Source organism: Akkermansia biwaensis, assembly GCF_026072915.1.
Classification (GTDB): Bacteria; Verrucomicrobiota; Verrucomicrobiia; order Verrucomicrobiales; family Akkermansiaceae; genus Akkermansia; species Akkermansia biwaensis.
The window spans coordinates 2,443,594-2,457,724 of record NZ_AP025943.1 but is presented as its reverse complement, the minus strand read 5'-3'; the positions used below and the strand labels follow the sequence as shown (position 1 = coordinate 2,457,724).

The 14,131-nt window shown below is 55.3% G+C and carries 13 protein-coding genes; 7 read left to right on the top strand and 6 right to left on the bottom strand.

From position 1 onward, the window contains the following. Positions 1–12: 12 nt before the first annotated feature. The 3 genes from OQH67_RS10135 to OQH67_RS10125 form a co-directional block, all read right to left on the bottom strand. Positions 13–525 (bottom strand): hypothetical protein, encoded by a 513-nt coding sequence (locus OQH67_RS10135; protein WP_215458849.1) that lies wholly within the window; start codon positions 523–525, stop codon positions 13–15. A gap of 176 nt (positions 526–701) precedes the next feature. Next, the gene (locus OQH67_RS10130; RefSeq protein WP_215437558.1) at positions 702–1,697 is read right to left on the bottom strand and encodes a C40 family peptidase; all 996 of its coding nucleotides are present in this window, start codon (positions 1,695–1,697) and stop codon (positions 702–704) included. A 22-nt stretch (positions 1,698–1,719) separates the two neighbouring features. After that, positions 1,720–2,475, bottom strand: a complete 756-nt coding sequence (locus OQH67_RS10125; RefSeq protein WP_215437561.1) for a hypothetical protein — start codon at positions 2,473–2,475, stop codon at positions 1,720–1,722. A gap of 523 nt (positions 2,476–2,998) precedes the next feature. Here OQH67_RS10125 and OQH67_RS10120 point away from each other — a divergent pair. From OQH67_RS10120 to OQH67_RS10090, 7 genes are all read left to right on the top strand, one after another. Next, positions 2,999–4,936, top strand: a complete 1,938-nt coding sequence (locus OQH67_RS10120; protein WP_215437563.1) for a sugar MFS transporter — start codon at positions 2,999–3,001, stop codon at positions 4,934–4,936. A 25-nt stretch (positions 4,937–4,961) separates the two neighbouring features. Continuing rightward, positions 4,962–6,740, top strand: coding sequence for an L-fucose isomerase (locus OQH67_RS10115; RefSeq protein WP_215437569.1), 1,779 nt, complete (start codon positions 4,962–4,964; stop codon positions 6,738–6,740). Positions 6,741–6,828: 88 nt separating this feature from the next. After that, on the top strand, positions 6,829–7,185 hold the full coding sequence (locus OQH67_RS10110) for a four helix bundle protein (RefSeq protein ID WP_215437572.1): 357 nt from the start codon (positions 6,829–6,831) through the stop codon (positions 7,183–7,185). Positions 7,186–7,227: 42 nt separating this feature from the next. Then, positions 7,228–8,652, top strand: a complete 1,425-nt coding sequence (gene fucK, locus OQH67_RS10105; RefSeq protein WP_215437575.1) for an L-fuculokinase — start codon at positions 7,228–7,230, stop codon at positions 8,650–8,652. 12 nt (positions 8,653–8,664) lie between these two features. After that, complete coding sequence (locus OQH67_RS10100) at positions 8,665–9,480, top strand: class II aldolase/adducin family protein (RefSeq protein ID WP_215437578.1); 816 nt, start codon at positions 8,665–8,667, stop codon at positions 9,478–9,480. A 67-nt stretch (positions 9,481–9,547) separates the two neighbouring features. Continuing rightward, complete coding sequence (locus OQH67_RS10095; RefSeq protein ID WP_215437581.1) at positions 9,548–9,982, top strand: hypothetical protein; 435 nt, start codon at positions 9,548–9,550, stop codon at positions 9,980–9,982. 819 nt (positions 9,983–10,801) lie between these two features. Next, positions 10,802–11,608, top strand: coding sequence for a PEP-CTERM sorting domain-containing protein (locus OQH67_RS10090; RefSeq protein WP_215719895.1), 807 nt, complete (start codon positions 10,802–10,804; stop codon positions 11,606–11,608). Between the two features lie 155 nt (positions 11,609–11,763). On the opposite strand, the gene OQH67_RS10085 is transcribed toward OQH67_RS10090, so the two are convergent. The 3 genes from OQH67_RS10085 to OQH67_RS10075 all read right to left on the bottom strand — a co-directional run bounded on the left by OQH67_RS10085 (position 11,764) and on the right by OQH67_RS10075 (position 14,094). After that, positions 11,764–12,585 carry a hypothetical protein gene (locus OQH67_RS10085; protein ID WP_215434726.1) on the bottom strand — a complete coding sequence of 274 codons (822 nt, stop codon included), beginning with the start codon at positions 12,583–12,585 and terminating at the stop codon, positions 11,764–11,766. Positions 12,586–12,780: 195 nt separating this feature from the next. Further along, a complete protein-coding gene (locus OQH67_RS10080; protein WP_215434728.1) occupies positions 12,781–13,251 on the bottom strand; it encodes a dihydrofolate reductase in 471 nt (156 codons plus the stop codon). A gap of 27 nt (positions 13,252–13,278) precedes the next feature. Further along, the gene (locus OQH67_RS10075; RefSeq protein ID WP_215434737.1) at positions 13,279–14,094 is read right to left on the bottom strand and encodes a thymidylate synthase; all 816 of its coding nucleotides are present in this window, start codon (positions 14,092–14,094) and stop codon (positions 13,279–13,281) included. Between the last annotated feature and the right edge of the window lie 37 nt (positions 14,095–14,131).

Here is a 14,131-nt window from a genome sequence, read left to right as displayed (position 1 = left end):
AAAGACCAGAAGTCACTCCTTCTCCGCCTCACCGGAGGGGGAAAGATGCTTTATGGAAATGACGGGCCGTTGCGGGAAGGAGCTGGAATCCTGGTGCATGTAATAATGGGACCAGTGCAGAACAACCTTGTCGCCCGGCTTGAGCGCGGAGATCTGCTTCAGGACGGAGGCGTCCTGGAGGATGGGCTTGTGGGCCGGATTCACGTCAACCATCAGCTTTTCCTGCTTCTCATCGCCATATTTGCCCGGCTTCCGGTAATCCAGGTACTTGATGATCCGGAAGGTGGCGAAATCCTTGGGATGGTCGCATTTGTCCGGGCACAGGGAAGTCATGAACATGCACTTCCTGTGAATGATGCCCGTGAACTCGGCTTCCGCCACATGGTCGGAAAGCAATTCCCCGGAAGGAAGCGGCGCTTCCGGCGCATCGGAGGAAGCCGGAGGAACGGCCACAGGATTTTCTACGGCACGGGAAACCAGTCCACCAATCAGGAAAAGGCAAAAGAGGGGAACATACTTGATCATACGTCCCATGCTTAAACATCCCGCCAACGGGAGTCAAGCAGAAGCCCAGCCTTCTCCCGCATATGTCCGGACAAATTCCCGCATGGAACGGTCAGGACAGCAGCTTCAATAATTTGGAGGAAGACGCCGCCCTGTTTGTCCGGCTTTCCAGACCAACAGGGCGGTGTTTTTCAGGATCAGTTCCCGGCAATGCAGCCTTCGCAGGAAAGTTCCCCGGTGTTCTTGAAATCAGACGGAGCAATGAAGGAGGAACGATGTTCATTGAGCCAGAGAAGGGCTTCTTTCTGGGCTTGCCGGCTCCACAGGCTTTTCCAGTCCTTCTTGTGGGTAAGGAGGCAGTACCAGACATAGGCAACTCTTCCCGTCCATATGACAAGTTCTATTTTCTCCTTGAATGAAGAACACACAAAACTCCCGTTTTCCGGACAGGCCGCCATGGCATCCCTGGCGGATTGCAGCAGGATGGCTCCGTGCTTTTCCGTATCGAAGACGTTTTCAGATAATTCCTGAATCATGAAATTCTCCTCATATCCGTCCGGGTCGGCACCGTCGATGTTCAGCTCGCCGGAGTCTATTTCTTCCAAGGCTTCCAACAAAAGAGACCGTTCCCCGTCTCCGGCGCAGGCATCCAGCGGGATGACCGGCTGCTTGTAGTGCAACTGGTAGGGTTCTCCGGCCTCTTCATAACACTTCGCTACGAATTGAGAACAAAATGCCGTCGGATGGCTGCCCTCCAGCAAGGAGCGCAAGGCCTGGTAGGTAGACGCCAGCAGGCATATGGCGGCTCCGGCCGTCTCCCGGTCCCAGCGGAACCGACAATATTTGGAGGTCACCAGAAGAAGCCCCAGCAAATAAATGCCGCCATACGGGAGTTTCTGCTGCAGGTATTTCCTTCCTGTTTCAACAACCGGGTCCAGCGAAGGGAGAGCCCTGTTCCTGTAAACATGGATGGTGCGCCCGGCAAACCTTTCCCGGGCCGGATTTTCCAGGACGGGATGTTCTCCGGTGGCTTCGAGCAGGGTCTGCTTTTCCTCATCGGCATAAAGGGCGGCATGGCTTACATCCGAATTGGTCAGCAGCCCGATCAGGGAAGAGATAATGTCCCCCTGAAGCACGGAGAAAAGGAGGACATCCCCCTTCTTCAGCTCATTGATTGATAGTTCAGTCTTCATGGCACATCATGCTGTTTCCGGATCAGAAGTCCCCGACCACGGATTTTTTCTCCTCCACATGGCGTATGTAATGCTCCGTGGATGGCATCGACTCGACATACTGTACATCGTCTCCTCCATCGATTTTAACCGTATCGTCCTTGAACATGCTGAATATTTCCTTTGCTTCCTTGATCATTTCCTTCATCTGTTTGGGGTCATCTCCAAACGCCTTGTTCAGAATGCCCGCATAGGCCGCCAGAAAGGTGTTGAAATCCATTTTACTGACATCTACAGCGGATTTGTAGGCCGTGTATGATATGGCGCTTGTCAGGATGGAGGTCAAATAACCGGTTGCCTTCATGTTCCGGCCCCAGCAACTGATGTCATACCGCACCAGGGCGGGATATTCCACGACCACGTAGTATGTTTCCACGATCTTCTCCGTCCCCTCTCCAGCTCCCAGAATGGCGTCAATCCCGGTAGAAATGATGGAGCCTACCGCATCCGCGATCTGTCCATTTCCGTTGAACAGCTGTTTGAACGCTTCGGTCACCTTGGTCACAATATCGCCGGAACCTTCCTTGTAAACGGCTCTGGATTCCAATTGCTTGGCCAGAACCTTCGTGATGGGTATGGTCAGGTCGTCGCTGATTTTCCCATCCTTCAAGCTGGCTTCTATTCGCTGCTGGAATATTTCCGTTTGAGATTTTGCAAGAGAAATGAGGATATCCAGTTGTTCCTGAACATCTTTCTGCTCTTCCTTCACCTTGTTTTTGGCATCGCTTAATTTTCCCATAATATTATTTTGGTTAATTGTTTAAATATATGATAACTCAAATATTTCATCTAACACGGTATGAAAAAAATCAAAAATAATCAACAAGTATTTAAAAAAAATAGATATATTTTTCTAACAAATCACATAAATTCAAAACTTTCACCCGTCTCTCCAGGTCCATTTCTATTCGTTCTTCCTCCCTTCCTCTACCGTTTCCCATGCCCGGGACACTCTTTCAGGGAAAACCCCCTTTTTCCCGAAAATCGTGGTCCCTGTTCCGCCTGCATTCCTGCATATGCCCCCTGCCAGTGATGGTAATGCCAGAAAGGGGCCGTCCCTAAATTTCTCGTTTGACAGGGAGGCGTATCTTCCATACGCACGCCATTGAATAGTTCCAGACCTTATTATTTTTTCACAGTCAGTCGTATATGGATATTTTCAAGCAAGTGTTCATATGTATGGAAGAAAAATCAGAATCCCAGCTTCTCCCCTGTTTCCAGATTGACGCATCGTTATTCATGTGCGAGATTGGAGAAAGCATATGGACACAAATCGTACCTCTACCGTGCCGATCGTACCCAAGCAGTACCGGCTGCCATTTTTCATGCTGGTTTCCTGCTTCGCCCTGTGGGGTTTGCTGAACAATATGACGGACAATCTGGTCCCCGCTTTCAGCAAAATTTTCATGATCAACGCCTCCGAATCCGCCGGGGTGCAGATTTCCTTCTACGGGGCGTATGCGGTGCTGGCGATTTTCGCCTCCATCCTGCTTGAGGAATTTTCCTACAAGGCGGGCGTGCTGATCGGCCTGGGCTTCTACATGATAGGTGCGCTGTGCTATATCCCCGCCGCGATAGGCCAGAGCTTTGACATTTACCTGATGGCCATTTTCGTCCTGGCGGGCGGCCTCTCCATCCTGGAAACCACCTGCAATCCCTTCGTGCTGTCCATGGGGTCGCAGGAAACGAGCGTACGCCGCCTCAACTTCGCCCAGGCCTTCAACCCCATCGGCTCCCTGACGGGCATTTTCCTGGCAAAATACTTCATTCTGTCCCACTTGAACGACGCGGACATGGACGCCCGCAAGGCCATGGACCCGGAACAGCTGAACGCCATCGTGAGCGACGAACTTTTCTGGGTATGCGTGCCTTACGTGGGCCTGGTCGCCATTGCGGGCGTCATCTGGTTCTTCTTCTGCCGCTACAAGTCCGACGACGAAACCGTGCCCACGCTGGAAAACACCCGGCCACTTTCCTCCAAACTGGGCCGACTGGGCCTCTGCATCGCCTTCATCCTGGTTCCCTTCCTGTTCCAGTATTATTCCAGCTTTGAGTTCAGCATGGTCCAGCAGATCCTGATCATGATGATCGGCCCCATCGCCTTCCTGATCATCATGCCGGATTACCGCTGCCAGCTCATGAAACTCATCAGGCTTCCCCGCTATACCTGCGGCGTAGTCGCCCAATTCTTCTACGTAGGCGTGCAGATCGCCGTGTGGACGTGGACGATCAAGTACATCATGTCCGTCTTCCCGGGCATGCAGGAAGCGGCCGCCTCCAACTATTACATCTTCTCCATCATCCTCTTCATCGCCTGCCGCGCCATCACCACGGCCCTGATGAAGAAATTCAACCCGGCCAACATGATGGCGCTCTTCGCCGTTGCCGGCATTCTCTGCTGCCTGGGAACCATGTACCTGCCCAAGGAAATCTCCGTCTGGACGCTGGTTGCCATTTCCGGCTGCATGTCCCTGATGTTCCCGACCATCTACGGCATCGCCCTGCGCGGCCTGGGGTCGGAAGTCAAGCTGGGCGCGGCGGGCCTGATCATGGCCATTCTGGGCGGCGCGGTCATCACCCCGTACATGGGCTCCTGCATTGACAACACCACGGTGAAAAACCAGGTGGCCTACTTTGAATCCATCGACCGCCCCCTGATCGCCCAGGTGGAAGCCGCGGACTCCAGAAAATCCATCTCCGGCTCCATGCTCACCCTCTACAAAATGTCGGAGGCAAACGCCGCAGAAGGAGGGGAACAGGCCAAAACCGCCGCCAAGTTCGAAAAGAACCTGCAAACCTTCCAGTCCCTGCCCTCCCTGACCGGAGCCGCCTTCAGTGAGGCCGCCAAAACGCTGCCCGGCTGTTCCGCCCTTACGCCCGCGGAACTTTCCCTGTTCAAGGACAACCTGAGCCGGCTTCCCGCCGCCGCCAGCCGGGAACAGCAGATCCAGCAGTTCTCCCTGATTCCGGCCCTGACCACGCTCCCCGCCTCCCGGGCCGACGTCCTGAACGACCTGATCTCCCACCCCCTGGACATGAAGCAGTTCCAGACGGCCCAGGAAAACTTCGTGGAAAAAGCCGTGCGGTCATCTTTCTTTATTCCCATCATCTGCTTTGCCGTGGTACTAATTTACGGCTTCTTCTTCCGGAACATCCATCTGAAGAAGGAGGAGGACAAAGAAGAGTCCGTACCGGCATAATCCCTTCACATCACCTACGCAAGATATGAAAACAATACTCCCCACCATAGGAATCCGTCCCACGATCGACGGCCGCCGCCTCGGCGTCCGCGAATCGCTGGAAGACCAGACCATGAACATGGCCAAGGCCGCCGCCGCCCTTATTGAAGCCAATGTCCGCCACGCCTCCGGCGAACCCGTCAAATGCGTGATCGCGGATACCTGCATCGGCGGCCCCGCGGAAGCCGCCGCCTGTGCGGACAAGTTCAAGGCCAACAACGTAGGGGTCTCCCTGGCCGTGACGCCCTGCTGGTGCTATGGCAGTGAAACTTTCGACATGGACCCGTTTACGCCCAAGGCTATCTGGGGCTTCAACGGAACGGAGCGCCCCGGCGCCGTGTACCTGGCCGCCGCCCTGGCGGGCCTGAACCAGAAGGGCTTCCCCGCCTTTTCCATTTACGGCAAGGACGTGCAGGATGCGGGAGACACCTCCATCCCGGATGACGTGGCGGAAAAAATCCTCCGCTTCGCCCGCGCCGGGCTTGTCGTGGCGACACTCCGCGGCAAGGGCTACCTTTCCATCGGCGGCTGTTCCATGGGCATCGCCGGCTCCATCGTGGACCAGTCCTTCTGGGAAAACTACCTGGGCATCCGCGTACAGGCCGTGGACATGACGGAAGTGCGCCGCCGCATGGACCAGAAGATTTACGACCAGGAGGAATTCGACATCGCCATGAAGTGGGCGGACTCCGTCTTCAAATTCGCCGAGGACAAGAACCGCCCGGACCTGAAGCTGGACGAGAACGGCCGCCGCAAAACCTTCAAGGAAAGCGTGCTGATGGCCATGATCTTCCGCGACATGATGCAGGGCAATCCCAAGCTCAAGAAGATTGACCGGGAAGAAGAGTCCCTGGGCTACCAGGCCATTGCGGGCGGCTTCCAGGGCCAGCGCCACTGGACGGACTTTTACCCCAACGGGGACATCGCGGAAACCCTGCTCAACTCCACCTTTGACTGGAACGGCCCCCGCGCGCCGATGCCCTTCGCCACGGAAAACGACTCCCTGAACGGAGCGTGCCTCCTGTTCGGCTACCTGCTCACCGGCCAGGCGAACGTCTTTGCGGACGTGCGCACCTACTGGAGCCCGGAAGCCGTGAAGCGCGTCACCGGCTACAAGCTGGAAGGCAAGGCCAAGGACGGCATCATCCACCTCATCAACTCCGGCTCCGCCGCGCTGGACGGCTGTATGGCCTGCACGGACAAGGACGGCAACCCCGTCATGAAGAAGCACTGGGACGTCACCCAGGAGGACGCGGACAAGATGATGAGCCAGGCCACCTGGTGCCCGGCCAACCGGGAATATTTCCGCGGCGGCGGCTACTCCGTCCATTACGTCACCAAGGGCGGAGCCCCCGTCACGATGATGCGCCTGAACATCGTCAAGGGCCTGGGTCCCGTGCTGATCGTGGCGGAAGGCTGGTCCGTGGACCTGCCCGACAAGGTACACAAGACGCTGGACGAACGGACCGATCCGGGCTGGCCCACCACCTGGTTCGCCCCACGCCTTACCGGCAAGGGCGCCTTCACGGACGTGTACAGCGTCATGGCCAACATGGGCGCCAACCACGGAGCCTTCACGTACGGCCACATTGGCGCGGACATCCTGACGCTGGCTTCCATGCTGCGCATTCCCGTGTATGCCCACAACATTCCGGACGACCAAGTTTACCGCCCGTCCGCCTGGGGCCTCCACGGCACCGCAGAACCGGAAAGCGCCGACTTCCGCGCCTGCGCCAACTACGGGCCGCTGTATGGGAAATACTAATCCTGGCACTTTTTCACCGGGAGGGAGGTCTCCTCCTCCCGGTGATGTGCAGGATTAATATGAAATACCAAATACGAATGACTAAAGAATGAATGAAAGTATTGCTCACGAAAAGAGTTTTGCTTTTTCCATTCGCATCGTTTCTCTGTGCCGCCATTTCCGCAAGCAGCGGTGTGAGCAGGAATTGATCCGGCAGATACTGCGCTCCGGAACAAGCATAGGGGCCAATCTTGCGGAAGCGTCATTCGCCGTGAGCAAAAAAGACTTTTTCTCCAAAGTACATATCTCATTAAAGGAATGTTCTGAAACATGGTATTGGCTGCGGCTTCTGCATGCGACGTCCTGCCTGACAGACCAGCAGTTTGAAAGCATGAAACAGGACTGCCTGGAATTAATGCGACTGCTGACAGCCACCACGAAGACACTTTCCAAACAATCTGTATGAGTCTTTTTCTTTTTAGTATTTAATCTTTAATATTTCCTATTCATGTATTCCCTCTGTTTGGACTGCGGCGCGACGAACGTGCGCGCGATGGTTGTGGATGAAAAAGGCGTCATTGCGGGGAAGGCCTCGCAGCCCAACGCCACGCTGCCGGGAGAGGAAAATCCGGAGTTCCACGTATGGGACGCCGACCGGATTTTCAACCAGCTTTCCGAATGCGCCGTCCAGGCGCTCCAGGGCCTGCCTGCCGAACAGGTGAAGGTGGTGACAATCACCACCTTCGGCGTGGACGGTGCGCTGACGGATGCGGAAAGCAACCTCCTTTATCCCGTCATTTCCTGGAAATGCCCCCGCACGGCGGAGGTGATGAAGCACATCGGCAAATACATTTCCCAGGAAGAACTCAACCGGATTTCCGGCGTGGGCGCCTTTGCCTTCAACACCATTTACAAGCTCGTCTGGCTCAAGGAAAATCGCCCGGACCTGCTGGAAAAGGCCCATGCGTGGCTCTTCATCTCCAACATTCTGGCCTGCAAGCTCACCGGAATCATGGCCACGGACCGCACGATGGCCGGAACTTCCCAGCTTACGGATATGGAAACGGGCGACTTTTCCCCGCTTATCCTGAACCGCCTCGGCCTGCGCCGCGACCTTTTCCCGCCCATGGTTGACGCGGGGGAAACCATCGGCCTTGTCACGCCGGAAGCGGCTGCTGGCATGGGACTTCCCGCCCTAGCCGGCGTTCCCGTCATCTCTGCGGGGCATGACACCCAGTTCGCCATCTTCGGTTCCGGAGCGGACAGGGACCAGCCCGTTCTTTCCTCCGGAACATGGGAAATCCTGATGGTGCGCTCCACCCAGGCGCACCTGGCTCCGGAGGATTACGCGGACGGAGCCACGGCGGAGTTCGACGCGGAACCCGGTCTGCTTAACCCCGGCCTGCAATGGCTCGGCTCCGGCATCATTGAATGGGTGAAATCCGCCTGCTTCCGGGGAGAAACGTACGACGTCATGGACGCAGAAGCGGAAGTGATTCCCCCCGGCTGCGACGGAGTCACCATGGTGCCGGACTTTCTGGCATCCGGAGAAGGCAAGGGTTCCATCAACGGCCTAGTGCTGGGCAGGACGCGCGCCCACATCTACCGCGCCGCCATGGAGGCCCTCACCTGGCGCCTGAAATCCCGCCTGGCCCGTCTGGAATCCGTCGGCGGCTTCAAGAGCGGCTTCCTCATCCTGGTAGGCGGGGGAGCCAGAAACATGATCTGGACGCAGATGCGCGCGGACATTCTCCAGATTCCGGTGAAAGTCTCGGAAGTCTCGGAAAGCACCGTTCTGGGCGCATCCATGTTTGCCTTTGCCGGAGCCGGAGTGTACTCTACGCCCGAGCAGGCCAGGGACGCCTTCGGCATCACGTACCGGACATTCCTGCCTGGCCCCCAGAAGGCCGCCTACGAAAAGCTCAACCATTAACACGCAACTAATATGTCAGAAGACTGGTCAATCTCCCCACCCCTCCCGGACAAGGTGTTCCCGTGGGAAAAGTACAATCTCGTCACGAAGGAGGAAGTGGACGCGTTTTTCAATTCCCCTGAAATCCTGGTGATCAAGGAACGCATGTGCGACATGGGCCGCCGCCTGTGGAACCGCGAATATGTGGACGGAAACGGCGGCAACATCTCCGTGCGGGTGGCGCAGAACCTCGTACTGTGCTCCCCCACCCTGTGCTCCAAGGGGTTCATGAAGGTGGAGGACATCTGCCTGGTGGACATGGAAGGCCGCCAGAAAGCGGGCATCCGCCCCTCCACCAGCGAGGTGAAGACGCACATCGCCATGATGAAATCCGTGGGCGTCAACTCCTGCATCCACGCCCATCCCCCGCACTGCAACGCCTTCCTGTTCGCCGGCCAGGTTCCGCCCTCCGGCATCAATCCGGAAGCGGACATTTTCCTGGGGCACATCCCGCTGGCCCCCTACGGAACGCCCGGCTCCCCGGAAACGGCCCAGGCCGTTGCGGAGGTATCCAGGCAATCCACCGTCGTATTCATGGAAAACCACGGCGTCATCGCCGGAGGCCGCCACGTGGAGGAAGCGGAATGGTTCATGGAAAACGCGGACGCCTACTGCCGCATGGTCCTTCTGGCCGGGCTGCACAAGGCCCCCCTGAACCAGGTGGGACCGGAAGGCGTGGCGGACTTCCTCGCCATCCGCAAGGCCATCGGCTACGCCGTTCCGGAAGGACAGCCCCTGTACAATACGGAAACCTACGCCGGGTACAAGCTGGGCAAATCCGGCAAATAAAAAACTCTTTCAGCGGGGCGGCGGAAATCCTGCCGCTCCGTTTTTTCCACCCCCCCTGCATGAAAATATGATCGCTGCCATTCCCATCGCCATCGGAGTCTTCCTGATTAATCCTGTTATCGTTACACAGGATTCACTCTCCCTTCAGTACACTAGACGCGCAGAAGACGGCCGCCAGGGGAAAACTTCCCTGAGCGTCACCTGGAAGGCGGAAAAAAAGGGAAAAGAAAATAAAGCTGCCTGGGAAACCGCCTGTTCCTATCCGGATACCGCTTCCTGGTACATGCCGGTCGTCCGAACCCACACGATCTTCCTCGAATCCGGTGAAAGGAGGGTAAAAGAAATCTCCTTTATCTGGGAAAAACCTTCCTCCCAAGAAGAAGGAGAGAACGTGGGGACTTCGATCAGACCGAAATACGTCTCCGTGGGAGGAGGCGACAGGGAACTGGAATTCGACTGGGTCGTGCAGCCCTTCTCTCCGGACAAGGACGACTTTAAATAAAGCCCCGCCACTCAGGAACAGTCCGAAAATGGAAACATCCATGAAGGAAGGGGCTTTTCCCGGAAGCCCCTCGTCTTCCCGTCCGGAAAAGTGAATAAACGGAAGCGCACTATTTCCCTTCCCTGCCGGCTTCCTGTGGAACTGGTCATGCCCACCGCACCTTTTGCACCTCAATCCCACATTTTAATCCCCTGCCCACGGGTTCCGTTCAAGGTTCCGCGCGAGACGGATTCAACTGTATTCAGTATTAGTCATTCCTGACTAAAGAACTTTCCGCTGCGGCATTCTCCTATCTCTTCCAGCAAAAACCGACAGAGGTTCTTCCGCCCTAAAAATTCTGAGTCCGGATTCCGTCAGGGGAAAGAAAAGTATCTAGCCCTTACTGCAAATGATGCTGTAGAGCAACAGGATTAAATCTTTCCGTAAAAACAACCTTTCCTCACGGACCTGAAAATTATCCAGCCGCCACAGGCTGCTTTAGCCTATTAATGCATTCCATCGGAAAAACTGAGTGATTCCTTTCATTCCGTTAACACCGTCGGAAAAGTCTATTCCGAACGATAAATTCCTTTGAAGTTAAAAACAAATACGGATTTCATATCCGTTGTCAATAGATATGTTTGATAAATAGTGGTTTTTGAAAATTTAAACAAGAAATTCGCTTGTATTTCAGTGTTTTTACATAATCTGTAATTTTTCTTAATCACTGAAAAAAAATAAGTAACAACAAAATGAAATCATTGCCGGATATGAAATCCGACACATTTATTTTCGTTCAAGAAAGAAACCATTTTTATGAAGAAGACTTTATCGCTATTCATGGCAATAATGGCCGTTTCCGCCTCTCAGGCGGCTACCGTATTACAGCCCGACTTCAATTACAACGGTTACTGGGTTTACGTCTGGAATGGGGGCGACAATGGAAATTGGTCAGAAAACAACTGGGGTGTCCTTAAAAATTCATCCCAGAGCAGCCTTCAATCAGGAGACGGTTACAAGCCCATCAACCAGGACCCCGGCTTTATTGGGTATGATTTTTCCGTGGAAGGCGGAAAACAGACGTTCACCAGCAACCAGACAGCTATTACCGTTACAGCCGGAAGCGATCTGAAAAGTTGTGTATCAGGTATCTATTTGGGAGACTATGTCACCCTTAATGCCACCGAATGGGGAGATTACGGAGCATTTTCCATGCATCTCGGAACCAACACTCAAGTGAATTTCAATTTTGACATGGGCGTTGCGGACGGAACGGTTTTCGACTTCGGACAAATGACGGGGAACAGCCTGGTTACTATCGGGACGGCATGGCTTGGGGATAAAACAACCATCCTGAAGGGCAGTTATACCCTGTCCGGATTGACTTCCTCCATTGACATGCTCCATATCGGCTTCGGAGACGGTTCCATTGCCAACTTTGACGGCTCCCAATTACAAGTAACGGATTCCGACGGCAACACACTTACCTATGCCCAGGATGCCAGCAACCTCAAGGAAGGCGAATTCGGCCTGCAATACAATGACGGAAACGTTCAACTGGTAGCCATGGCCGTCCCTGAACCCGCAACCGCCGCCCTGGGACTGATTGGCCTCGGCACGCTTCTGATGCGCCGCAGACGGTCTTGACGGACAATTCGTTTGATCAGATCAATTCAAAGGCGGGAGATTTCCCGCCTTTTTTATTTTCCTGGACTCGCCAAGCCCGCTCCACGGACAGATAAATGGCCCTTCCCTCGTTTAAGCACATTCATCCTGAACGGATTGTCCGAATGGCTTCCGAGTTATTGACGGCGGCGCCTTATCAGCAATCCCCCCACGCACAGGAGGCCCAGAAGGGAAACGGAAGGTTCCGGAACGGCCCGGGAGCCCGTCACGTATTCCACATACAGCTTCTTGCCGTCGGCGTCATAAACCAGCTTGTACTTGCCCAGGTCCTCCCTGGTGGCGGTCAGTTCCGCAGACTGGTCATAGAGGGTGGAAACTTCTCCGGCTTCAAAGTTCACCTGGAAATTGGAAAAATTAAATGACAGGGCATCTCCATTGGCCCCGAAGCTCATCAAATCCCTGCGCTGGATGGAGAATTCCCCTCCTTCCAGAATGTCCAGGAAACCGTTCAAATTGAAGTGGGCGCTTGACGAACTGTTGAAATTGGCCTGGTACGCCACGGAACCTTCCAGGCCCAGATGGAACGTAAGGGGCTGGCGGCCTACCGCAGGAGCGCCGTTTTTATAATCCCCCCATACGTTGTTTGTGAAAATCAGGCCGTCCGCGGAGCCGATGGTGAAGGTGGAACCCCAGAATTTCGCATCGTTGGTCGTCACCGTCAGGGTGCTCCCCTCTGCGATATTGATATTCATGCCGTAGAACGTATTGCTCCCTCCGTTGCTCCCTATCTTGACATTGATGTTTCCTCCGGCGCCGATGTACACGGTATCTCCCGTAGCGGGTTTTGATGCGGCCGCGGGACCGTCCGGAGAATCCGTTTTCCAATTGCCGGCCGTTTCCCACCAGCCGTCATTGGAACCGGAATAATACAGGGAGGCTCCCAGGGAAAAGGACGCCGTACTGCACAAAACAACCAGCAGGGACAGAACAGTTTTCATACGCGGATAATGTAACGGATTCCGAATCCGCGCTTTTGATCTGTTATTAACCGTCTTTATAATTCCAAGACGGTCATGAACAAACAGGAATATTCAAAAAATATCAGAATTGGAGCATATTAATTATTATCAATGTTTTATAAAAATAAAACATTTATTGTCAATAAATTCCATTGCCAGCGGATTCGGAATCCCCTATTCGTACAAAAACAGGTCAAACCCTTCAAATTGTTCGTGCAGATTTGCTGACCGGAAACGGTCTTCAAACGGCGGCAGCCACGTATCCGCCGGATATTCTCCACTGATATGGGAAACCCACATGCGGGACATGAGCGGCATCATCAGGGAAAAGATTTCCGCACCGCCGATGACCATGACTTCCGGGTCCATCAGGGGAAGACGCTTCAGTTCCTCCACGGAATGAATGACGTCCACTCCTTCCGCCGTCCAGGACGGATCGCGGGTCAGCACGATGTTCTGCCGCCCGGGGAGCGGCCTGCCGATGCTTTCATAGGTTTTGCGGCCCATCAGGACGGGATGTCCCGTGGTGATGCGCTTGAAGGTCTTCAGGTCGTCCGGCAAATGCCAGGGCAGCGCGCCCCGGTAGCCGATGCCGCGGCCGGACGCCATGGCGACCACTCCTGTGTAAGTGACGGGCTGTGACATGATGGTCAGGGAATGAGGTGGGCGGAATTATACGGAAATGGGAGCCTTGATGTGCGGCAGTGGATCGTATCCGGTAAGTTCGAAGTCCTCGTAATGGAATCCGTCAATGGTCCTGACGTCCGGATTGAGTTTCATTACCGGAAGCGGGCGCGGCGTGCGGGACAATTGCTCCCGCGCCTGGTCCAGATGGTTGAGGTACAGGTGCAGGTCCCCGAAGGTATGAATGAATTCCCTGGCCTCATAGCCGCACACCTGCGCCGTCATGAGCAGCAGCAGGGCATAGGAGGCAATGTTGAACGGCACCCCCAGGAAGAGATCCGCGCTGCGCTGGTAGAGCTGCAGGGAAAGGCCGTGCCTTTCCTCTCCCGGCTGGGCGGGAATCACGCAAAACTGAAAGAGGGAATGGCACGGCGGGAGGGCCATGTCATCCACCAGGGCCACGTTCCAGGCGCTGACGATGTGGCGGCGCGACCACGGGTTGTTTTTCAGGCCGTCTATCAGCCTGGCAATCTGGTCGATGGGACGTCCGTCCTCGCCGGGCCAGCAGCGCCACTGCGCGCCGTACACGGGGCCAAGCTCGCCGTTTTCATCGGCCCATTCGTCCCAGATGCTGACGCCGTTGTCTTTCAAAAATTTGATGTTGGTCTCCCCTTTCAGGAACCAGAGCAGTTCGTAAATGATGGAGCGCAGGTGGAGCTTCTTGGTGGTCAGGCACGGGAAACCGTCGCGCAGGTCATACCTGCTCTGCCTGCCGAACACGCCGATGGTGCCCGTCCCGGTCCGGTCCTCCCGCCCCACCCCATGGGTTAAAACGTCGTCCAAAAGTTCCAAATACTGCTTCATTTCCGTAATTTGCGCTTTTCTCAGCCCTTGGCCCGTG

What these genes read in the sequence shown, in the direction of transcription:
- OQH67_RS10135 (WP_215458849.1), bottom strand. Translation starts at nt 525, where the DNA reads ATGATCAAGTATGTTCCCCTCTTTTGCCTTTTCCTGATTGGTGGACTG.
- OQH67_RS10130 (WP_215437558.1), bottom strand. Translation starts at nt 1,697, where the DNA reads ATGAAGACTGAACTATCAATCAATGAGCTGAAGAAGGGGGATGTCCTC.
- OQH67_RS10125 (WP_215437561.1), bottom strand. Translation starts at nt 2,475, where the DNA reads ATGGGAAAATTAAGCGATGCCAAAAACAAGGTGAAGGAAGAGCAGAAA.
- OQH67_RS10120 (WP_215437563.1), top strand. Translation starts at nt 2,999, where the DNA reads ATGGACACAAATCGTACCTCTACCGTGCCGATCGTACCCAAGCAGTAC.
- OQH67_RS10115 (WP_215437569.1), top strand. Translation starts at nt 4,962, where the DNA reads ATGAAAACAATACTCCCCACCATAGGAATCCGTCCCACGATCGACGGC.
- OQH67_RS10110 (WP_215437572.1), top strand. Translation starts at nt 6,829, where the DNA reads ATGAATGAAAGTATTGCTCACGAAAAGAGTTTTGCTTTTTCCATTCGC.
- fucK (WP_215437575.1), top strand. Translation starts at nt 7,228, where the DNA reads ATGTATTCCCTCTGTTTGGACTGCGGCGCGACGAACGTGCGCGCGATG.
- OQH67_RS10100 (WP_215437578.1), top strand. Translation starts at nt 8,665, where the DNA reads ATGTCAGAAGACTGGTCAATCTCCCCACCCCTCCCGGACAAGGTGTTC.
- OQH67_RS10095 (WP_215437581.1), top strand. Translation starts at nt 9,548, where the DNA reads ATGATCGCTGCCATTCCCATCGCCATCGGAGTCTTCCTGATTAATCCT.
- OQH67_RS10090 (WP_215719895.1), top strand. Translation starts at nt 10,802, where the DNA reads ATGGCAATAATGGCCGTTTCCGCCTCTCAGGCGGCTACCGTATTACAG.
- OQH67_RS10085 (WP_215434726.1), bottom strand. Translation starts at nt 12,585, where the DNA reads ATGAAAACTGTTCTGTCCCTGCTGGTTGTTTTGTGCAGTACGGCGTCC.
- OQH67_RS10080 (WP_215434728.1), bottom strand. Translation starts at nt 13,251, where the DNA reads ATGTCACAGCCCGTCACTTACACAGGAGTGGTCGCCATGGCGTCCGGC.
- OQH67_RS10075 (WP_215434737.1), bottom strand. Translation starts at nt 14,094, where the DNA reads ATGAAGCAGTATTTGGAACTTTTGGACGACGTTTTAACCCATGGGGTG.